This is a genomic window from Streptomyces sp. NBC_00012, assembly GCF_045040875.1.
Classification (GTDB): domain Bacteria; phylum Actinomycetota; class Actinomycetes; order Streptomycetales; family Streptomycetaceae; genus Streptomyces.
Window position 1 is genome coordinate 8437297 of sequence record NZ_CP108309.1, and the last position, 21460, is coordinate 8458756.

General features: G+C 70.7%; 11 protein-coding genes and 2 pseudogenes. 2 read left to right on the plus strand and 11 right to left on the minus strand.

Features of this window, described 5'->3' with window-relative positions:
* Positions 1-277 precede the first annotated feature (277 nt).
* Positions 278-805: a GNAT family N-acetyltransferase gene (locus tag OHA19_RS38005; protein ID WP_405708324.1), complete on the minus strand. Its 528-nt coding sequence runs from the start codon at positions 803-805 to the stop codon at positions 278-280.
* Positions 806-885: 80 nt separating this feature from the next.
* Positions 886-996, minus strand: a pseudogene (locus OHA19_RS38010) (IS5/IS1182 family transposase); the annotation flags it as partial.
* A 50-nt stretch (positions 997-1046) separates the two neighbouring features.
* Here OHA19_RS38010 and OHA19_RS38015 point away from each other — a divergent pair.
* Positions 1047-1196: pseudogene (locus tag OHA19_RS38015) on the plus strand (transposase); the annotation flags it as partial.
* 346 nt (positions 1197-1542) lie between these two features.
* Here OHA19_RS38015 and OHA19_RS38020 read toward each other — a convergent pair.
* The 4 genes from OHA19_RS38020 to OHA19_RS38035 all read right to left on the minus strand — a co-directional run bounded on the left by OHA19_RS38020 (position 1543) and on the right by OHA19_RS38035 (position 6295).
* Positions 1543-2856 carry a BNR-4 repeat-containing protein gene (locus tag OHA19_RS38020; RefSeq protein WP_405708322.1) on the minus strand — a complete coding sequence of 438 codons (1314 nt, stop codon included), beginning with the start codon at positions 2854-2856 and terminating at the stop codon, positions 1543-1545.
* Between the two features lie 222 nt (positions 2857-3078).
* Positions 3079-4380: an extracellular solute-binding protein gene (locus OHA19_RS38025; RefSeq protein WP_405708319.1), complete on the minus strand. Its 1302-nt coding sequence runs from the start codon at positions 4378-4380 to the stop codon at positions 3079-3081.
* Positions 4381-4448: 68 nt separating this feature from the next.
* Positions 4449-5369, minus strand: a complete 921-nt coding sequence (locus OHA19_RS38030) for a carbohydrate ABC transporter permease (RefSeq protein WP_405708317.1) — start codon at positions 5367-5369, stop codon at positions 4449-4451.
* On the minus strand, positions 5366-6295 hold the full coding sequence (locus OHA19_RS38035) for a carbohydrate ABC transporter permease (RefSeq protein ID WP_405708314.1): 930 nt from the start codon (positions 6293-6295) through the stop codon (positions 5366-5368). The genes OHA19_RS38030 and OHA19_RS38035 overlap by 4 nt, the downstream gene beginning before the upstream one ends.
* 436 nt (positions 6296-6731) lie before the next feature.
* On the opposite strand from OHA19_RS38035, the gene OHA19_RS38040 reads away from it, so the two are divergent.
* Positions 6732-9032: an FAD-dependent oxidoreductase gene (locus OHA19_RS38040; RefSeq protein ID WP_405753132.1), complete on the plus strand. Its 2301-nt coding sequence runs from the start codon at positions 6732-6734 to the stop codon at positions 9030-9032.
* 88 nt (positions 9033-9120) lie between these two features.
* Here OHA19_RS38040 and OHA19_RS38045 read toward each other — a convergent pair whose 3' ends face one another.
* The 5 genes from OHA19_RS38045 to OHA19_RS38065 form a co-directional block, all read right to left on the minus strand.
* Entirely contained in the window at positions 9121-9909 is a 789-nt protein-coding gene (locus OHA19_RS38045) for an IclR family transcriptional regulator (RefSeq protein ID WP_405708308.1), read from the minus strand.
* 434 nt (positions 9910-10343) lie between these two features.
* A complete protein-coding gene (locus tag OHA19_RS38050) occupies positions 10344-10814 on the minus strand; it encodes a hypothetical protein (protein ID WP_405753135.1) in 471 nt (156 codons plus the stop codon).
* 177 nt (positions 10815-10991) lie between these two features.
* Positions 10992-19376, minus strand: coding sequence for a type I polyketide synthase (locus OHA19_RS38055; protein WP_405753137.1), 8385 nt, complete (start codon positions 19374-19376; stop codon positions 10992-10994).
* 351 nt (positions 19377-19727) lie between these two features.
* The gene (locus tag OHA19_RS38060; protein WP_405708299.1) at positions 19728-20117 is read right to left on the minus strand and encodes a hypothetical protein; all 390 of its coding nucleotides are present in this window, start codon (positions 20115-20117) and stop codon (positions 19728-19730) included.
* Positions 20118-20269: 152 nt separating this feature from the next.
* Positions 20270-21448, minus strand: a complete 1179-nt coding sequence (locus tag OHA19_RS38065; protein ID WP_405708296.1) for a GDSL-type esterase/lipase family protein — start codon at positions 21446-21448, stop codon at positions 20270-20272.
* Positions 21449-21460: the final 12 nt, after the last annotated feature.

Below are 21460 nucleotides of genomic sequence, written 5' to 3' on the forward strand. Positions count from 1 at the left end.
GCCTCTCATCGGTGAAGGGTGTACTTGCGCCTGCGAAAGCCACCCGCGCGACGACGAAGCCGGAGGCGTCGCGGAGTTGGGAGACCGTTCGTGTGCCCGGCCCCCCGGACCCGTCGGTGGAGACATGGAGCTTGGGACGAGAAGCGATGCCCTGCACGCAGAAGGTGCCTTCCGCTTGGGCCGGCAGAACCCTTCGGCAAGGTTCATCGTCCCGGCTCAGAAGGCACTTTCGTATTCTCTCCCCGCTTCCGGCCTCATCTCGACCGGAACGGCGAGGTTAGTCGTCGAGGGTCCGTTCCCACAGCAGCCCGTCCCGCCAGCTCCCGTCGAGAAAGATCGAGGAGTGCGCGACGCCGTACGGGCTGAACCCGTTGCGGCGCAGCACCCGTTGCGAGGGCAGGTTCTCGGGGTTGGTGGATGCTTCGGCGCGGTGCAGCCCGAGTTCGTCGGTCATCACCCGGAGTGCGAGCCCGACGGCGCGCCCGGCGTGCCCTTGGTTCTGGGCGATGCCCGTGATCCAGTATCCGAGGGAGCCGCGGCGCAGGTGCGGCTGCGGCAGGATGCCTGTGACGGTGACCTGTCCGATCACCTGGTCGTCGGCGAGCACCACGCCCGGCCAGACCGTGCCGGCCCGGTGTCCGGCCAGCAGGCCGTCGATCCGCTCCGCCTGGCCCTCCGGGGTGAAGAACCTGGCCGGCTGGGCCGGTTCCCACGGCCGGAAAGCCTCGAAGTCCCGCACCCGATGCGCGGCGATCGAGGCGGCGTCGGCGGGCTCGATCAGGCGGATCTCGGTGCTGCTGCGCATGGGCTGATCCTCGTCGCAGTGCGGCGGATGAGACTGCCAGCCTACTGATCACCAGCACGGGCCGAGACCATCACCCGCATCGGGAAGTCGTGCGGCAGGTAGCGCCACTGCACCCCGGTACGGTTCACGTACAAGATGGATTCTTGAGCTACCCGGCAGCCCCGCAGATCACAGACCTGCCACCTGCCACCTGCCAACTCGCATGCAAGGGGACCGGCTGCACGTGGCAGCAGCTACCTGCGTCGAGACCACGCAGCGACTTGGCCGACACCGTTGGACCGTCGAACGGACCATGGTCTGGCTCGCCGGCTGCCGCCGGCTCCACCGCCGCTACGAACGCAAGGCTGAGCACTTCCTCGCCTTCACGAGCATCGCCTGCACCCTCATCTGCGAAGACATCGACATGGTGAGGCTCGATGTAGACACCGCAGGCTGCACCTACACGTGGATCAACAACGGCGGCGCCCTCGATCCAGAGCGCAGACGCATCTTGCAGACCTGCGTCGAAGACCTGGACCGAGTGATTCCGCAGATCAGCGACCCGTCAGGCCGTCGGTACTACCAGCTTGCATCAACTTGCCCTGTTCGTTTCGAGGGCCCGCGGAACCAAATGAGATGGCCTCTGGACGCCTGGGCGCGGCGCGATCCGCAGGGCTGAGCAGAGGGGAGGGGTGGCGGGCGAACTGCGGCCCGCCACCTCTCACCCCCGCCGCCGGGACAGCCGACGGTTCAAGGCCTCAACGAATTCCGTAGTAGAGCGAGTTGTGTGTCGTGTCCGGCAGGTACAGCACGTCGTTGCCGTCCGAGTCCCGTCGCACCGCGAGCCGGTCCGCGCTCACGCCCGGTGCGGCAGACTGTGCGGTCCATGTCCCGTCCGCCGACTGCGTCGCGGCGAAGACGCGGTCGGTGCCGGAGCCGGTGACGTAGTAGATCCGCTTGGTGTCCGTCTCGTCCCAGGTGATGCCGAGGGCCGCGGTGGTCTGGCCACCGGCGTACACGGTCTTGCTGACCCAGTCGGTGCCGCTCGGATACGCGTAGTACACGCGGAAGTTGCCGCCGCTGTCGGCCGAGCGGTAGCGGTAGGCGACCTTCGGGGTGGAGCCGTCGAGGGTGAGCTTGGCGCTCTGCACCGCCGGACCGGTGTACGCGTTGTCGATGCTCCACTCCTCGCCCGCGGTCAACTCCTGGATCACGTCGGAGGTGTCGGGCGTCACCGGGGTGGTGACCGCCGCGCCCGCGCTGTCCGCGAAGGCGCCGGTCGACGGGTCGTAGCGCAGGTAGGAGAGCTGGTGCCGGAACCCGGTCGCCGGGGCCTTGGCCCACTCGTACAGGAGGTGTACGCGGCCGGCGGCGTCCACCGTCAGGTCGTCGGGGTACACGGAGCGGTTCAGCGCGCCGGCGAAGGTGGCGACCACGCTCCAGCGTGCGGCGGCGTTGTCCCACCGGTACAGCTTGCCGGGGCGCTGGTCGGAGCCGGAGCCGACGCGGGCGGCCAGGTACAGATCGCCGTTGGGTGCGGTGGTCACGACCGGGTAGGTGATGCCCACACCCTGGTCCGGCAGTTCGGCCGCGTGGTCCGTGACGTCCCCGCCGGCGGCTTCGGTGCGGAAGTAGCGCCAGGGGTTGGCGTGCATGGAGGCGAACACATGCAGACGGCCGCTGCCGTCGCGCGCGACGGACGACTGGTTGTGACCGTTGTCGTCGGCGAACTCGGCCTGCTGCCCGCTCTTGTCGAGCAGCGGCAGACGGCTCCAGACCCCGTCCGGGTCGCGCCGCGCGATGGCCGGGCGGTGCGTGGCGGCCGTCGAGCCGGGCTCGTTGAAGGCGAAGTACGTGTACTGACCGCGCCCCTTGTACGTGGCGACCGGCGTCCACCAGGCGGCCTGGTTCGACGAGTCCATCGCGTACGGGACCTTCTCGATCACCGTCGCCGCGGCAGCCGCGGCTGCCGCACCGTCCGTGCCGTCGGCCTGGGCGGCCGGGACGAGCGTGAGCAGGGCGGCCAGGGCCGCGGCAGAGGCGGCGTACGCGCGTGCCGTGGGACGTCGCAAGGTGAACTCCTTCGTGGGTGTGGAGGTGAGGCGAACGGGAGCGGCCCGCAGGTCGGTGCATCCCGTCCGCTGCGCCCGGAACTTACATGAGTTCCCAGATCATGAATAGAGGTTGCACAATGCGGAACCGAGATACGTCCTAGGGAAGGCATGTGCGGCATGGCAAAGGGCCCGGTGATGGCCGTTTCGACCTTCACCGGGCCCGGAGCGCCGCGCGCCGGATCAGCGCTTGATGAGGGCGGTGACCTCCTCGCCGGCCTTCTTCATCGCGTCCTTCGGCTTCGACTTGCCGACCAGGACCGCCTGGACCTGCTTGGCCACGGCCTCCTCGATCTGGGCGTTCTGCGCGAACTGCCAGAACGGGCTGCCGGTCGCCGTGTCGGTGATCTTCTCGGTCCACTCGGTGGTGAAGGTGTCCTGGGCGACCTTCGGGTCGGCCAGACCCGCCGTGGTGGACGGCGGCAGGGCGCGGGCGGCGAAGTACTCGGTGGTGGTGTCGCGGTCGGAAGTGGCGTGCAGCGCGAACTGCGTCGCCGCGTCCTGCCCCTTGCCCTTGACGATCGCGATCACGCCGCCCCACAGCAGCGCCTGCGGCGTGTCTCCGGAGCGCAGCACCGGACGCTTCATCGGCTGCATCGCGTCGGCCAGCGTCTTGTCCTTGGACTGCGCCGAGGTCACGCCCTTGCCGATGATGGCGTCGTCGTAGAAGGCGGCCTTGCCCTGCCCGAACAGGGCTCGCGCGTCGAAGCGGTCCACGTCCGCGGCGATCAGCTTCGCGTCGTGCAGCTTCTTGTACCAGGTGACCGCGTCGACGGAGGCGTCGTCGCCGATGGTCACCTTCTCGCCGTCCATGAGCTTGCAGCCGAAGGTCTGCATCCACGGGAAGATGTCCTTGAGCTGCGCGACCTTGGTGGCCGCGGCGTAGGGCACGATCCCGTTGCCGAGCCCCTTCAGCTCCCGCAGCGCGCCCTCGAACTCCTCGATGGTCGTGGGGTGCTTCTTGATGCCGGCCTTCTCCAGGAGCTTGGAGTTGGCGATCACGCCGATCGAGCCGGTGTTCCACGGCAGGCCGTACTGCTTGCCGTCGTACATGCCGCTGTCCAGCGCCACGTTCGTGTAGCCGCCCTTCACGGCCACGGTGTCGAGTTCGGCGAGCTTGCCCATCTGCGCCACGGCGGCGAGCCAGGCGATGTCGAGGTGAATCGCGCCGGTCGTCTCACCGCCGCCGAGCTTGAGGGTGAGCTGGCTCAGGTACTCGTTGTACGGGTACGAGACCGCGCGGATCTTGGAGCCCTCGGCCTTCTCCCACGCCTTGATGATCTTCTCGATCGAGGGCTTGGCGGCTTCCTCGTTGAGCGACCAGGAGGTGAAGTCGAAGTCCTTGGACTTCGTGTCGCCTCCGTTGGAGGAGGTGCTGGCGCCGGACGGAGCGCAGGCGCCCAGCGCACCGGCGCCGGCCACACCGAGCGCGCCTATGCCGAACATGCGCAGCGCGCCGCGACGGCTGATGCCAGAGGTGGTCATGGTCTCTCCATGGGGAAGTGGGCGGAAGGGAAGGAGTGTGGGGGAGGGCGCGGGAGGTTCCCGCGGGCTCAGCTCTTGACCGACCCGGCGGTCATGCCGCCGACCAGGTAGCGCTGCAGGAACATGAAGGCGATGACCACGGGGACGGACACGATGAGCGAGGCCGCCATCAGCTCGGGCCAGGCGGTCTGGAACTCGCCGATGTAGGTGGAGACGAGGCCGGGGGGCAGGGTCTGCTTCTCCTTGTCGGCCAGCGTCACCGCGAAGATGAAGTCGTTCCAGCCGCGGACGAAGGCGAACAGGCCGGCCGCGATCATTCCGGGCGCGGCCAGCGGCGCCACGATGGAGTGCAGCGTCCGCCACCGGGACGCACCGTCGATGGACGCGGCCTCCAGCAGGGCGTCCGGGATGGTGTCGAAGATGCCCTTCAGCATCCAGACGCACAGCGGCATCGTGAACGTGGTGAAGGACAGCACCAGCGCGGTGTACGTGTTCAGCAGACCGAAGCTGGAGAAGACGGCGTACAGCGTCACCAGCAGGACCGCCTGGGGGAACATCTGGGAGGCCAGCACCAGGTGCATCAGCGAGCGACGCCCGCGGTAGCGGAACTTGGAGAACGAGTAGCCCATGTACGTGGCGACGACCACGCTCAGCACTGCGGTGATCGAGGCCACGATGAGGGAGTTGACCAGGTACTTGATCAGCTGGTCGTTCTCGGCGAGGGCCGTGAAGTTGCTGAAGGTGATCTCGGTGGGGATGAGCTTCGGCGGGAACTGGAAAGTCTGCTCGGGACTGCTCAGGGCGGTGGCCAGCAGCCAGTAGATCGGCAGCATTCCGAAGGCGCCGATCACCAGCACCGCGGTCCAGGCGGCGATCCGCGAGCGCAGCAGGTCCTTGCGCATGCGGCGCCGCGAGGTGCGCCCGGCGGACGCGGTCCGCGGCCTCAGCCGCTCGGTGCCGGACAGCGGGGTGGAGGTCGTGGAGGTCATCGGGCGTCGCCCTTCCGCTCGGTGATCCTGAGGTATACGGCGACGAGGACGAGCAGGAGCAGCATCCACAGTCCGCCCAGCGCGGTCGCCCGGCCGATGTCGAAGCCCTTGAAGGCGGTCTGGTACACGGCGGTCGCGAAGGTCTCGGTGGAGCCGGCCGGGCCGCCTCCGGTGAGCACGTAGATGGTGTCGAAGTGCTGGAAGTTCCAGATGAACTCCAGGAGCAGCACGATCGAGGCGACACCGCGGACCTGCGGCCAGGTGACGGCGAAGAAGCGCCGGATCGAGCCCGCCCCGTCCATCGAGGCCGCCTCGTGCAGTTCCTTGGGCACGGTCTGCAGACCGGCCAGCAGCATCACCATCATCCACGGGAAGCTCGCCCAGGTCTTGGTGATGATGACGGCGAGCATGGCGGTGCCGGGCTGGCCGAGCCAGGAGATGGACTCCTCGATGATTCCGGCCTTCATGAGGATGCCGTTCAGCACGCCGTAGTTCGCGTTGAAGATCCACATCCACAGGAAGGAGATGACCACGCCCGGGATCACCCACGGGAAGAGGAACAGGCCGCGCAGGAAGCCGCTGCCCTTCAGGCCCGAGTTGAGCGCGAGCGCGAGCGCGAAACCGATCACGAAGGGGACGATCGTCGCACCGACGGTGAAGACCAGCGTCTGCTTGAGGATCGTGAGGAAGTCGCCGTCCAGCCAGTAGGCGAAGTTCTCCAGGCCGACGAATTCCCGGCCGGGCAGCCTCAGGTCCTGCTTGAAGAAGCCGGTGAAGAGCGCCGAGACCAGCGGATAGATGATGATCGTCGCGAACAGGGCGAGCCCCGGGGCGGTCAGCAGCAGTGCGAACGCGCCGTTGGAGAGCCGCCCGCCGGCCCGCTCACGGCGTGGAGCGGCCTTCTGGGGAGGTGCGGCCGTACTCATGGGTGTGTCCTCTCAAACGGGGCGGGAGCGGTGTTGCAGGGCGTGGCACGGAAGGCCGTGTACCGGCGGCCGGATGCGACGCGGCCGGGTGCGAGTGGTGGGCCGTCCCGCCTCCTGCCTCGCCCGAGGCCCTGTGTGAATGCCATTGCATGCTCCATTGAACGCAAGTTGCAGCATGCGGGATCGTTCTCCATATCTTGCGACGGCGTCAACCCTGTTGGTGAGTGACGCCGGTTGTGTGCCGGACCGGCGGAGTCGCCGCACTTGCACATGAGCTGGGCTGTCGGCCCGCGGCGACGGTGTCGTCGGCTGCGCTGGAAACTTACAACACATCCCACTGACTGAACAGTGGTTGCACAATATGGATGTGATGTACGTTCAAGGCCGCTCCGTTGATACGGAGAGAATCCGAGCTTCACACCAAGGAGGCCGCACCGTGCGGGAAGAAGAGGTCCATTACGACATCGCCGTCATCGGCGGTGGCCTGGCGGGGACCTGTGCGGCCATCGCCGCAGCACGGCTCGGCCGGCGCGTCGCGCTGGTCAACAACCGGCCCGTCCTGGGCGGCAATGCCAGCAGCGAGGTCCGTGTCTGGGTCTGCGGCGCCACGGCCCACGGCGTGCACCGCTGGGCCCGGGAGACCGGCATCATGGGCGAGCTGTACACCGAGAACCAGTTCCGCAACCCCGAAGGCAACCCGTACTACTGGGACCAGGTGGTCCTCGACGCCGTCCGGGCCGAGCCGAACATCGACCTGTACCTCAACACCGACGTACGGGAGGTCGAGGCGAGCGGCCCGGACGACGCACGCGAGGTGCACTCCTGCACCGGCTGGATGATGGGCTCCGAGCGGCGCATCACCTTCCACGCGCGGCAGTTCCTCGACTGCACCGGCGACGGCCTGCTCGGCTACCTCGCCGGCGCCATCCACCGCATCGGCCGCGAGGCGCGCGCGGAGTTCGGCGAGCCCTGGGCGCCCGAGGAGGAGGACGAGGCGCTGCTCGGATCGACGATCCTGTTCCACACCAAGGACACGGGCCGGCCGGTGAAGTTCGTGCCGCCCGCCAGTGCCCGCGACCTCACCACCACGCCCATCCTGCGCAACCGCGTCCTGCGCACCGGCGACAACGGCTGTGACTACTGGTGGATCGAGTGGGGCGGCGAGCTCGACACCGTCCACGACAACGAGCGTATCCGCGACGAGCTCCAGGCCGTGATCATGGGCATCTGGGACCACATCAAGAACTCCGGCGAGTTCCCGGACGCCGCGAACCTGACCCTGGAATGGGTCGGCAGCCTCCCGGGCAAGCGCGAGTACCGCCGATTCCTCGGCGACCACATGCTGACCCAGCAGGACATCCTCGAACAGCGCCAGTTCGCCGACCGCGTCGCCTTCGGCGGCTGGTCCGTCGACCTCCACCCGGTGCAGGGCATGTACGCCGACGAGCCCGGTGCCCGCCAGCGCTACGCGGACGGCATCTTCCACATCCCGCTGCGCTCGCTGTACTCGGTGAACGTCAAGAACCTCCTGTTCGCCGGGCGCAACATCTCTGCCACCCACATCGCCTTCGGCGCGACCCGTGTCATGGCCACCTGCGCCACGCTCGGCGAGGCCGCGGGCACGGCCGCCGCGCTGTGCGTCGCCGAGGACCTCACCCCGCGCGAACTCGCCGCCGACCACCCCGACCTGGTGCGCCGGACCCTGCTGCGGCAGGACGCCTCGGTCATCGGCCTGTACGACGACGACCCCGGCAACCTGGCGCGCACGGCCCGCGTCAGCGCCTCCTCGCACCTGAGCCGCCTGGCCGCCGAGCCCACGCCCGCCGCACCCGGCGAGCCGTACCCGCTCGACCGCGACCTGGCACTGCTGCTGCCGGCGGACCCTGCCCTCGACACGGTCGACCTGCTCGTCCACGGTGCCCCGGGTGAGCCGGCGGGCGAACTCACCGTGGAACTCTGGAGCACCGGCCGCCCCGAGAACGCGGTCCCCGTCGACCACCTGCTCACCACCACGGTGACCGTTCCGGCCGACGGCCCCCACTGGGTCACGGCCCGCCTCGACCACCGCCCGGACGCCCCGGAGAACGTCGTCCTGATCGTGCGCGCCTGCCCGGGTGCCTCGCTGGTCCTCGTCCCCGAGCGCACCGACGGCGTCCTCGCGCTGCGCAGCAGGGTCGAAGGAGACGCGGCCGTCGACCACGACATCCCGGAGGAGGAAGGCCAGCTGGTCCTGGAATGGCAGGCCCGCGGCCTGCGCCGCCAGACCTTCGGCTTCCGTGCGACCCCGGACACCGGCGCCTTCCTGCCCGAGCGGGCCGTCGGCGGATTCCAGCGCGCCTACGGCGGCCCGCAGATGTGGTCGTCAGAGCTGCTGCCCGACCCGGACCGGGCCGAGCAGTGGCTGCGCCTCGACTGGGACGAGGAGCAGCCGCTCACCGAAACGCGCGTGGTGTTCGACGACGACGTCGACGAGTACCTCAACAACCTGCACCGCCACCGCACCCCGTTCGAGGTCATGCCGGAACTGGTCCGCGACTACCGCATCCAGAGCCGCGAGTCCGACGGCAGCTGGCGCACGCTGCTCACGGTGGAGGGCAACCGCCGCCGTCACCGAGTGCACCCGCTGAACGGTGCGGACGGCGGGCCCCTGCGCACCGATGCGCTGCGGCTCGTGGTGGATGCGACGCACGGGGCGCGACACGCGCACGTGATCGCGTTCAAGGCGTACGGCGCGTAGAGACACCGCGAAGGGGCCCGGTGAAGGTTGTTCGACCTTCACCGGGCCCCTTCGCGGTGTGATTCGGCCGGGCCCCTACCCGCGAGATTCAGAGGACGCCGAGTGCCTGGCTGATGGCGTCGGCGGCCTCGATGACCTCACGGGTGAGGGCGAGCCGCTGGCCGTCGGCCTCGGTGTGGCTGCCGAGGAGGGAGGCCGGTCCCCACACGGAAATGGCGGCCACGACGTCCCCCGAGGCGTCGCGGACGGGCGCGGCGAGCGACGCCCGGCCCAGGGCGCGTTCCTCGGCTTCGATCGCGTAGCCGGTGCGGCGGACCGTGTCGATCTCGGTGTCGAGGAGGTCGTGGCTGGTGGTCGTGTAGTCGGTGTGTGCCGCGAGCGGCTCCGGAAGCAGCTTGCGGCGCTCCTTGGGCGTGAGGCCGCTGAGAAGGCATTTGCCGATGCTGGTGGCGTGCAGCGGAGCCGTGTGCCCTGCCTGTGTGTAGGACTTCGGGGCGCGGGTCCCCTCGAAATTGCACAGGAACATCAGCTCGGTGCCCCGGCGGACGGCGACATTGGCGCCCAGCCCGGTGCGGGTCGCGAGGTCCTGGAGGACCATGCGGGCCGCGCGGTGGACGGGGTGGCGGTTGGTCGCGGTGGCGGCGAGCGGGAGAATCCCGAGGCTGAGGCGGTAGAGGTTGCTGACCGGGTCGCGTTCGACCATGTCGAGGCGTTCGAGGGTGGACAGTAGCCGAGAGGTGGTGGAAGATCCCAGCCCGGTCAGTTCGGCGACGTCGGAGACGCGTAGTTCGGCGCGGCCGGCGTCGAGTGCGCGCAGTACCGAGACCGCTCGTTCGACGCTCTGGTTCGTCCCGGCATCGGTCGCCCGCGTAGCCATGACCCTCCTCATTTTGCAAATGGCTTGCACTATCTGCATCAGCATATCGCGTCGACCTGGGGGATGTCCCTGAGATCCACCGGCTCGTGACGGACCGGATCCGGGCATGTGCCGTCCCGCGGGGGACGCGGCATCGGCCGACGTGACCCTTCGGGTAAGGCTGTCCGAGGGCGAAGCCGAAGGGGTGGAGATCGATCCCGGAGTGCGGGGCGGACACCGCACAGCCGACAGTGGCGTGGCGCTGCCCTCCAGGAGCAGTACGGTGCAGTGCCGGGCGATGGCGCACTGCCGGGCCGCGGTGTACGGGGCGACGGCGGGGGCGTCCGCCTGGAGGCCGATCGGAGCCTCCGCCCTTCGGTAGAGGCGCACGCCCGTGCACCGTACTGTCTCCCGGGATTCCGGCTACGGGACTACCCGTGGTTCCGGTGTGAGCCTCAGCAGTGCTTCGAACTCACATCCCTGACCTTTGCGAACCCGCTGTTGGCGACCTTGACCCAGATGGTCGACTTGCCCCTGCGGTCGAATGCCTTGTGAAAGTCATTCCCCCACGGGGGAGTGACTTCGAAATCCACGTCGTAGCAGAATCCGCCGTCCACCTGGAACACGTCCCAGTCCTGCGTGCCCTTTGTCCGATCGCCGGGGTAGAGGTAATCCCTCTTCTGGTCGGGGCCGCAGGTCGGCTTCTTGGTTGTCCAACTCCCATTGCCCCCACCCGACTTGCACCAGTTCTTCAGGGCGTAGAACCCGGTTCCGGAGTCGTTCCAGGTCTGGGAGCAGCCGTTGTTGCACGACGCGCCTGCGCTGGCGGTGGACGCGGGTCCTGCCACCGATACGACGCCTGCCATGGCCGCCGCGACAGCCGCGGCCCTGACGCACTTGAGCGCGGACGTTCTCGAGATTCCCATTACTTTTTCCTCCGGTGTGAGCTGCGCAGCCCCTGACGAGCTGACCAACTCAAACTAAAGGGCCGTCGAAATTGACATCCAGGAGTTTCGGGCAGGGGCGAAATCCCCTTTGAGACATGGTTCTGCCAGGTGGATGGTCGCGTTCTTCCCGCATCCGCCGCCCGTCCCGGGACGTCCTCAGAACCGGCTGCCCAGCCACTCGTGGATGGCGAGCGCGGTGGTACGGGCGTGCTCCTCCAGCATGGTGAAGTGGTCGCCGGGCACGGTGATCTCGGTGTGGGGCAGGCTCCAGCCCGGGGCGGGGGCGGCGCCGGGCAGGAGGTCCCGGGCTCGCACGTAGAGGGTGGGACAGGCGAGCGGCGCGGGTTTCCAGTCGCTGAAGAGCTCGAAGTATCCGGCCATGGCGGTGAGCCGATCGGGACTGGCGGAGGCGAACTCCGCCGCCCGGCGCAGCATGTCAGACGTCATCGCGGAGAGCGCCTCCCCCCGGTCTCCGTGACCGGGGGGATAGGTGTCCACCAGGACGACGGCCGCCGGGGCGGCACCCTCGGACTCCAGACGCTCGGCCACGGCATGGGCCACCCAGCCACCGGCCGACCGCCCCAGCAGTACCGGGGGGCCTTCGACGGCGGCCGCGCGCACAGCGGCGACGTGAGCCGTGACGAGGGCGTCGAGCGTGGCGGGCAGCTCCTCTCGCGGCTCGAACCCCGGGTGGCGCACTGCGGAAACCGGCCGCAGTCCTCGCAGGCCGGCACCGAGGCGCGCGTACTCCTGTGGTCCGGACAGTGCGCTGAGCGCGGGGGAGCAGACCAGCCGGGCACCTGTGCCGCCGGCCGCGAGCATGACGGGCTCGTGTGTCGCGCCGGGAGCTCCGGCCCTGTCGAAGACCGGGCGCAGGCGAGCCGCGACGGTGAGGAGCACCATGCCGTCCCAGCTCCGGCCCCGGGCGCATGCGGTACGGAAGAGCGCGCCCAGGGAGTCCGGGGATTCCCCGGTGTGCGGTGCTTCGGCGACCTCCCGGACGTCCGGCGGAGCGCCCGCCCCCGGACCGCTTCCCGGAGCGTCGTCCGCCGTCCGGCCCGGGGAGCCCGGAGAGCCGACGGCCTCAGGCCGTGTCCGGCCGTCGGGCGCGGCACCCGCGGAAGGCGCCTCGGCGGCATACCGCCGCGTCAGCTCGACGGCGAGCGCGCGCGGTGTCGGGAAGTCGAACAGCAGCGTGGACGGCAGTGCGAGCCCCGTCCACGCCGCGAGCTCATTGCGCAGATCGACCGCGGCCAGGGAATCCAGCCCCAGATCCGCCAGCAGGACGTCCTCGGCGATCTCGCTCGCCTCCTCCCGATGGCCCAGGACACGGGCCGCCAGCGTCCGGACCTTCGTGAGCAGCACCCCGCCCGTCTCGGCAGGGGAAGCAGCCGCCGGCAACCGGCGGAGTCGGTCCCTTCCTTCGTCGCCCAGGTCCGGGGCAGCGGTGCGGAGCCGGTTCGCCGCCGTGCCACCGCTGCGGAGAGCGGCCGGGGCGAGGCGGGCCGCCACCACCACGGGTTCGTCACCGGCCACGGCCGCGTCGAAGAGAGCCAGGCCCTCCTCCGGCCCGAGCGGGCCGAACCCGGAGCGGGCCATCCGCTGCCGGTCCGCGTCGCCGAGGTGCGCCATCATGCCGTTGTTCTGCTGCCAGGGGCCCCAGACGATCGACGTGCCGGGCAGTCCGAGCCGCCCGCGGTGCCGCGCCAGTGCGTCCAGCACACAATTGGCCGCGGCGTAGTTGGCCTGGCCCGCGGAGCCGAAGGTTCCCGCCACCGAGGAGAACAGCGCGAACACCGCCAAGTCGTGATCCCCGGTCAGCTCGTGCAGAGCGAGAGCGGCGTCCGCCTTGGGGCGCATCACCCGCCTCACCCGGTCGGTGGTGAGCGCCGCGACGACACCGTCGTCCAGCACTCCCGCGGTGTGCACGACTCCGGTCAGCGGGTGGGCCGCAGGCACCGCGTCGAGCAGGGCCGCGAGCGCGGTCCGGTTCGCGACGTCACAGGCGTGAACGGTCACCCGGGCGCCCGTCTCGCACAGTTCCGCGACGAGTTCACGCGCCCCCGGAGCGTCCGGCCCGCGTCGGCCGGCGAGCAGCAGATGCCGGACGCCGTGAGTGGTGACCAGATGCCGCGCCACCAGCATGCCCAGGGAACCGGTGCCGCCGGTGACCAGTACGGTGCCCTCCGGGTCGAGCGTCCGCCTCTTCCGTGGCCTCGGTGCCGCCTCGGCCAGTGGCACCAGCTTCGGCACGTACACCGTCCCCCGGCGTACGGCCGTCTCCGGCGCCGAGGTGGCCAGCACGGTGGGGAGGGCGCTCCAGGATTCGGGGTGTCCGTCCACGTCGATCAGAGCGAAGCGGCCCGGATTCTCCCGCAGAGCCGAGCGGACCAGACCCCACACCGGGGCGTGCAGCGGTACGGACACCGTCCCGCCGGACCGGCCGTCACCGCCGCGACCGGCGGCATCGTCCGTGGGGAGAACGTCATCTGCCGAGGCGACGGCACCGGACGTCACGAGGACGAGACGGGAGCGGGACAGGCGCGGCTCGGCGAGCCACTCCTGCACGAGCCGCAGCGCCTGGTCCGCCGCCCGCAGCAGACTGGCAGCCCGGTCCTGCCCGGCGCCGTCCGTGTCCGGCAGCGGGCACGGTGCCACGACGACATCCGCCGACGCGTCGCACGCCGCCGGGTCGGGGTGCACCGGGACGCCGGACCCGGGTGGCGCGAGAGCATCCACCAGTTGTGTGCCCGCCGCGCCAAGAACTGCCCAGCGGGGCGGCGCCACGGGCCGGGGCGGCTCGGTCATCGCCACCCAGTCCGTCCGGTGGAGAGCCCCGGTGACCGCATCCGTAGCTGCTGAGCCGGTGTCGGTGCCGGCACGCGGAAGAGGCCGGAGCGTCAGCGAACGGACCGTCGCCACCGGTGAGCCCGCCTCGTCGGCCAGCTCCACTCCGGGCCGGCCGTCCGGCCCCGGAACCACCCGTACCCGCAGACGCTGCACACCGGCGGTGTGCACGCGCACCCCGCTGAAGGCGAACGGCAAGGACAACGCGTCGGCCGCCGGACCGGCTGCCCCGGCACCGTTCGCGACCAGGCCGTCCAGGGCCAGGGCGTGGAGCGCCGCGTCGAGCAGCGCGGGATGCAGGAGGAACTCCGGTCCGTCCGCTTCCCGGCGCGCAGTCCGGGCCGATTCGGGCAGCGAGACGTCCGCGTACAACTGCGTCCCGTGCCGCCAGGCGGTGCGCATGCCCCGGAAAGCGGGGCCGTAACACAGCCCGTCGACGGCCAGCCGCTCATACGGTCCCGTCCCCGGGCCGTCGGAATGCAGAGGTGATGCCGCCTCCGGCGGCCAGGACGTGTCCTGCAGGGGCAGGTCGCCGGTCTCGCCCGCGGCCGCTGCCCGGTCCGTGGGCGGCTGCGTCGGCGACAGAGTGCCGACGGCGTTCCGGAGCCAGGGACCGTCGCCCGGCGGAGTGTGCGGCCGGGAGTGGAAGAGCACAGTCCGCCGCCCCGCTTCGTCGGCCCCCGCCACCCTCACCTGCAAGTCGACAGCACCTTCCGGGGGCAACGGCAGCGGCGCGGTCAGAACGAGTTCGTCCAGGACGGCAGCACCCGTCAACGCACCGGCATGGAGAGTCATTTCGACGAAGGCGGTCGCGGGCAGCAAGATCTCACCGGCCACCACATGGTCGGCAAGCCACGGCTGGTCCAGCACCGACAACAACCCGCTCAGCAGCAACCCGTCGTCGTCGGCCGTGCGGGTGCCCGACCGCAGGAACGGATGGGAGGTTTCGGCCGTCGGGGACGCGGGCGGAAGCTCCGGGGCGGGCTCCAGCCAGTACCGGCGGCGCTGGAAGGCGTACGTGGGCAGTGCGACGCGCCGCCCGCCCCCGGCGAATACGGCACGCCAGTCGACGGGAACGCCGTGGGCATGCAGTGCGGCCAGCGTGCCGAGCAAGGCGTCCGCCTCCGGCCGCGCCTTGCGCAGTGTCGGCAGAACGAGGGGTACCGGGCCCCGCTCGCCGCCGTCCGCCTCGCCGGTGTCCTGGTTGTCCGTGTCCGGCCCGGACGCGGCGAGGCAATCACGCACCAGGCCGGTGAGCACGCCGTCCGGCCCCAGTTCCACGTAGTGTGCCGCGCTCTGCTTGTCGAGGTACGCCACCGAATCGGCGAAGCGGACCGGACGGCGGACATGGTCCACCCAGAACTCCGGCGTGCACACCTCCTCGGTGGTGGCCACCCGGCCCTGCACCGCGGTGATCAGAGGAAGCCGTGGCGAGGCGAAGGACAGACGCCGGACCACATCCGCGAACTCGGCCAGCACGGGCTCCATCCGAGCGGAATGGAAGGCATGACCGACCCGCAGCGGCGTCACCGAACTGCCGCGCTCCCGGAAGTACGCGGCCACCTCCCGCACCGCCGATTCGTCGCCGGAGACAACCACCGAGGCAGGCCCGTTGACCGCGGCGATCTCCACCGCGCACCCGGTCCCGGCGAGATGCGCCGCCACCTCGTCGGCGCCCGCGGCCACAGCCGCCATCGCGCCGCCCGGAGGCAGTGCGTCCATCAGGCGGCCCCGGGCCGCCACCAAAGTGCATGCGTCCGCGAGGGACAACACCCCGGCGGCGTGCGCCGCCGCCACCTCGCCCACCGAGTGCCCGGCAACCCGTCCGGGGCGTACGCCCCACGCCTCGAACTGCCGGAACAGCGCCGTCTCCAGAGCGAAGAGCGCCGGCTGCGCGAACCGGGTCGTGTCCAGCAACGCGCCCGTCCCCGTACCGGGCCCGGCGAACATGACGTCCCGCAGAGGCACCGGCAGCAGCGGGTCGAGCAGGGCACAGCACTCGTCCAACGCACCGGCGAAGGCCGGATGCAGATCCCGCGACTCGTACAGCTCACGGCCCATGCCGACGCGCTGACTGCCCTGACCGGTGAACAGGAAGGCCGGCGAGCCGTGGCGGCGGGACGTACCCGTGTGCACTCCGGATCGGCCGTCGCCCTCGGCCACGGCCCGCAGGGAGCCGAGCAGCTCCGCACGGTCCCGCGCGACCACCACGGCCCGGTGCTCCAGGGCCGCACGCGTGGTGGCGAGCGAGTACCCGATGTCGACCAGGGACGCGTCAGGAGTGGCGGCCACATGGTCGTGCAGCCGTCGTGCCTGGGCCCGCAGCCCCGGCACGCTCCTCGCCGACACCAAAAGGGCCACCGTGGTCCGACCCGGACCCGTCGCACACCCCGGCCCCGTCCCGGCCCCGCCGTCCGCCACGGCACACGGGGGTGCGGACAACTCCCCGTCGCCCGGAGGCTCTTCGAGCACCACATGGGCGTTTGTGCCACTGATCCCGAACGACGACACCCCCACCCGGCGCCGACGGTCCGTCGCAGGCCACTCCACCGACCGGGTCAGCAGCGCGATCCGCCCCGACGACCAGTCGACACGGGGCGTCGGTTCGTCGGCGTGCAATGTACGCGGCAGCACATCGTTCCGCATCGACTGGACCATCTTGATCACAGCGGCCACTCCGGCAGCGGCCTGGGTGTGACCGATGTTCGACTTCACCGAGCCCAATCGGAGGGGACGCTCCCGAGCCTGCCGCCCATACGTGGCGAAGAAGGCCTCCGCCTCGATGACGTCCCCCAGCCGGGTGCCGGTGCCGTGCGCCTCCACCGCGTCGATGTCCCCGGGATTCAGCCCCGCGTCGGCGAGCGCCTGCCGGATCACCCGCTGCTGCGCGGGCCCGTGCGGTGCGGTCAGCCCATTGCTCGCGCCGTCCTGGTTCACCGCAGAGCCGCGCACCACGGCCAGCACCGGAAGCCCGGCGCGGCGTGCCTCGGACAGTCGGCTCAGCAGCAGCATTCCGGCGCCCTCGGCCCACCCCGTGCCGTCGGCGGACGCACCGAACGCCTTGCAGCGACCGTCCGGCGCCAGCGCCCGCTGCCGACTGAACTCCACGAACGAGGAGGGCCCCGACATCACCGTGGCGCCACCGGCCAGCGCGAAAGCGCACTCACCCCGGCGCAGGGCCTGGGCCGCCAGGTGCAGGGCCACCAGGGACGAGGAACACGCCGTGTCCACGGTGATGGCCGGGCCCTCGAGGCCGAAGGCGTACGCGATACGGCCGGATGCGACGCTTCCGGCGTTGCCGAGGCCGAGATAGCCCTCGACCTGCTCGGGCGTCCTTGCCAGGCGGCGCGCGTAGTCGCTGTACATCAGCCCGACGTACACCCCGGTCGCCGAGCCGCGCAGAGTGCCGGGGACGAGACCGGCGTACTCGAACGCCTCCCACGCCACTTCGAGCAGCAGCCGGTGCTGCGGGTCCATGGCCAGTGCCTCGCGGGGCGAGATGCCGAAGAAACCGGGGTCGAAGCGGTCCGCACCGGAGAGGAAACCTCCCTCACGCACATACGTCCTTCCGGGCCGCCCGGGGTTCGGGTCGTACAGCGCATGGACGTCCCAGCCCCGGTCGGTGGGGAAGGGACCGATGGCATCCCTGCCGTCGGCCACCAGCCGCCACAGCTCCTCGGGAGAGGTCACGTCTCCGGGATAGCGGCAAGCCATCCCCACGATGACCACGGGATCGTCGTCCGACCGGGCCGCACTCCGGTCCGCGGGCCCGGCGCCGGCCGGCGCGACGGCGTTCCGCTCGCCGAGGTGGGCGGCGAGTGCCGCGGCCGTGGGGAAGTCGAAGGCGACGGCCTCGGAGAGCGGCAGGCCGGTCAGCGCCGACAACCGCTCCCGCAGCACCGTCGCGGTCAGGGAGTCCATGCCCAGGTCCCGCAACGCCGTGCTCGGCTCCACCGCCTGAGCCGTGCAGCCGAGCACGGCCGCCACCTCGCCGCGCACCAGGGCGAGCAGGTCCTGCGACGGCTTTCCGTTATCGGTGCCTTCCGCGCCCAGCGCCCGTGCGGGCAGGCCGGCGAGGTTCCGCCGCAGGGTCTTCCCGGAGGAGGTACGGGGAAGGTCCGCCACCTCGAACAGCTCGACGGGCACCTTGAAGCCGGACAGTTCCGTACGGCAGGCGGCGAGGATGCGCCCCCGGTCCAGCACGCCGCCGGGCTCGGCAACCAGATAGCCGACCGGCACCTCGCCGAAGGAGGGATGCGGACGCCCGGCCACGGCGGCGTCCGACACCCCCGGCAACCGCCGCAGCACCGCCTCCACTTCCGAAGGGTGGATGTTCACCCCGCCCCGGACGATCAGATCACTCGCCCGGCCCGTGATCGCCAGTGCACCGAAGCCATCGATCCTGGCCAGGTCGCCCGTGCGGAACCAGCCTTCGCGCAGTACCTCCGCAGTGGCTTCAGCCCTGCCGTGGTATCCGGCCATCACCCCGGGCCCGCTGACCCACAACTCGCCCTCGCCCGCGTCCCGGCCGTCGGGGCCCCCGCCGACCCGGACCCGGGTGCCGGGCAGCACCCGGCCGCACCCCTCGGACGTCGTCGCCCCGCCGGGCGCCGGCATGGTGACCGGGCCCGCCTCCGTGCTTCCGTAGTGCTCCAGGTACGGCACACGGCAGATCGCCTCGAAGGACTCGCGGAACCCGGGCCCCGCCGCGGCCCCACCACTGACGCAACCCCGCAGCGCGGGGCCGCCCAGACCGCCGCCGTCGCTACCGTTCGCCTCGGCCCGGACCGCGTCGAGCAGCGCCGAGAACGTGGTCGGAACACCGCCGAGCAAGGTGAACGAGGCATCCGGGCGGCGCAGTTCGCCGAGCACCCCCGCCACTGTGAACCGGGGAAGCAGCACCGCGCTCGCCCCCATCGCGGTCACCCCGAGGAAGCACACGATCTGACTCATCGCGTGATGGAGGGGCAACGGCCAGAGCACCCGGTCCCGTTCGGACAGGCCCAGCACACCGGCCAGACCGGTCGCGACCGGCGAGAGGCGGCTGCGCTGGGTGGACAGCACGCCCTTGGGCGCGCCGGAGGAGCCCGAGGTGTAGAGCAGCCAGGCCACTTCGTCCAGTGCGAGATCGTCCCGGGCCGGCATCCGCGGTTCCGTGACCGCCAACTCCTCGAACCGCAGAACGCCGCCCGCGCCCGCCACTCCGGCGGGACGGCCCCCGGCCTGGTCCGCCCGCTCGGTGTGTTCCGCGCCCGACGCCGGGTCTCCGGACTCGTCCTCGGCACCGCCTTCGGCCACCACCACGACCAACCCGGGTCGCAACGGCGGCGTCCGCCGCCGCGCCAGGCCGGCGTCATCGGTGATGAGCACCCGTGCCCCGCTGTCGTCCAGCAAGCGGGTCAGTTCCTCCTCCGAGTTCCCGGGGTCCAGGGGCACGCCCACACCGCTCGCCCGGGTGACGGCGAGCAGGCTCTCGACCGCCTCGACGCGGTTGCCGAGCAGTACGGCCACCCGGTCACCGCGCTCCAGACCGAGTCCCGCCAGGTGACCGGCCAGCCGCGCGGTCCTCCGTTCCAGCTCCAGGTAGGTCACACGCCTCAGCCGGTCCTCGAAACAGACCTTGTCCCCGAGGCGCCGGGCGTGCTGCCCGAGCAGTTCCGGGAGTGGTTTGACGATGTCGGCGTGCTTACCCACCGCATGACCTCCTTGAGACGACCCGCCGTTGAGGACGACGGCACAGGGCACCAGGTTGCCTCCTGGCGACGGGGCGACGCCGACGCAGTCAGCCGGGCCTTCCGGTTGATCAGAACCCCCACGCGGGGAACTGTCGGGGGCCACGGCTATCTGCCTCGACGACGGCGCCCTGTCGGTCCCGCCGAAATACCTGAGTTGCAAGCGTTACGGGCGCTGACCCGGAGCCATGTGTGCGCCGACGCCGGGCTGGCTCGGGCGATGTGCATCACTCCGCTCATCGACATCCCCGTCGGCCTCCGCCAGTTGGCCAACTGGATCGTCCCGTACAGGCCTGCGCGCGCTGTGAAGTTCTTATCCCTCCGCCCACCTGATGACTTTTTGCAGTTCCTTGATGTCCGGTGACGTCGTCCGGAGATGAGCGACCGCGGTTGCCGAGTCCGGCCAGAGGTCGAACCGGCCCCAGCCAAGCGGCCGGGCGAAGCGCCGGTCGACGATCCAGGCCAAGTGCGCTTCGACGTCGGCGCGGCGCTCGGGCGGCGCGATCGCCATGTCCGGTTCGACGGGCAGGCACCAGGTGTGTTCGTCGAGTGCGAGGATTCTGCCGTCGAAGTGGTCGTAGACGACCTCCGGGTGGAGCGGCAGCTCAGCGTCCGCTTTCCGGAGAAATGTATAGTCGCCCACGATTTCGTCGCTGTCGGCCCGCAGGAACCGCAGGACTGTCTCGCCCGCCGCGACGATCACGTTGTCAGCGCCCCACAACACGCCCTGTGTACCGGTCGGGGCGGCCAGCGTGCGCAGTCGCTGCGGCGCGCCGTCGCCCAGCGACCAGGCCTCGATGTCGCCCGCTGCCGTGAGGACCCGCGCGACCGTGACGCGGTCAGCCGGTCAGCCGGTCAGCCGGTCTCGGTGGCGAAGGGGCCGCCGTCGCCGAACACGAGCCGTGCGAAGTTCTCGCCGATGCGGCGGTGCCCTGCGGGATCAGGATGGACCTCGTCGGGCAGCGGGAACTCGGCGTAGTCCTTCTCGCCGTAGAGGTCACGGCCGTCGAGGTGGTGCAGGTTCGGGTCGTCGGCCGCCCGCTGTCCGACGATCCGGGCGAGTTCGTCGCGGATGACGTTGAGCGTCAGGCGCCCGGCAGCACGTTCGGCAGGATCGCCCGTGGCTTTGAATCGCAAGGTCCCGCCGTCGAAGTCGGGCGCGAGAGGGCCGGGAGTGTCCTCCTGGACCGGGCACAGGACGGGGGACACGACCAGCAACGGTGTGGTCGGGTGCCCCTCGCGGATGGTGTCGAGGAAGCCGTGGACCGCGGGGGTGAAGGCGCGCAGGCGCATCACGTCGGCGTTGACGACATTGATGCCGATCTTGACGCTGATCAGGTCCGCAGGCGTGTTTCGCATCGCGCGAGCGGTGAACGGGTCGAGCAGCGCGCTGCCGCTGAACCCCAGGTTGACCAGCTCCACTTCGCCCTGGGCCGCGGCCAGGGCAGGCCAGGTCGCGGTCGGGTGGGTGGCGTTCGAGCCGTGGCTGATGGAACTGCCGTGATGCAGCCACACCCTGCGTCCGCTGTCCGGCGTCGGCTCGACCGGGGCATCGGTACGCAGAGCGATGAGCTCGGTGATCTCCGTATGCGGAAGCCAGATCTCGATGTCCTTGTCATGTGCCGGCAGATCGGTGAACCGGGCGGTACCGGCGGGCCCTTCACGCAGTTCGGCGGACTGGGTGACCATGTCGGTGATCGTGCGGACATTGCCGCCGGCCACGGTGGTCTGGGCAGCGAGCCGGCCGTCGACCAGCAGGTCGTAGACGCCGTCCGCCGGGGCCGGGAAACCGCGGTAGACCCGCTTGGTCGGCAGCGTGTCCAGTTCGATGGTGGTGGCCCGGGTACGGAAGGCCAGCCGCACGCCGGAGGGCTGGGCCTCGGCTACGGCCAGTTGGTTGTCAGGGATCTGCTGACGAGCCCGAGCCGGCAGCCGATGCGGCAGCAGGCCGTGCGCGGTCGGTTCCAGGTCGAGGAAACCGCGCAGGATGTTCGCGGTGACAGGTGTGGTGATCAAGTCGTGTCCGGTGTTCACTGTCCCAGCCTT

Coding starts and splice junctions, on each gene's coding strand:
- OHA19_RS38035 (WP_405708314.1), bottom strand. CDS start 6,295: ATGAGTACGGCCGCACCTCCCCAGAAGGCCGCTCCACGCCGTGAGCGG.
- OHA19_RS38030 (WP_405708317.1), bottom strand. CDS start 5,369: ATGACCTCCACGACCTCCACCCCGCTGTCCGGCACCGAGCGGCTGAGG.
- OHA19_RS38045 (WP_405708308.1), bottom strand. CDS start 9,909: ATGGCTACGCGGGCGACCGATGCCGGGACGAACCAGAGCGTCGAACGA.
- OHA19_RS38005 (WP_405708324.1), bottom strand. CDS start 805: ATGCGCAGCAGCACCGAGATCCGCCTGATCGAGCCCGCCGACGCCGCC.
- OHA19_RS38050 (WP_405753135.1), bottom strand. CDS start 10,814: ATGGGAATCTCGAGAACGTCCGCGCTCAAGTGCGTCAGGGCCGCGGCT.
- OHA19_RS38025 (WP_405708319.1), bottom strand. CDS start 4,380: ATGACCACCTCTGGCATCAGCCGTCGCGGCGCGCTGCGCATGTTCGGC.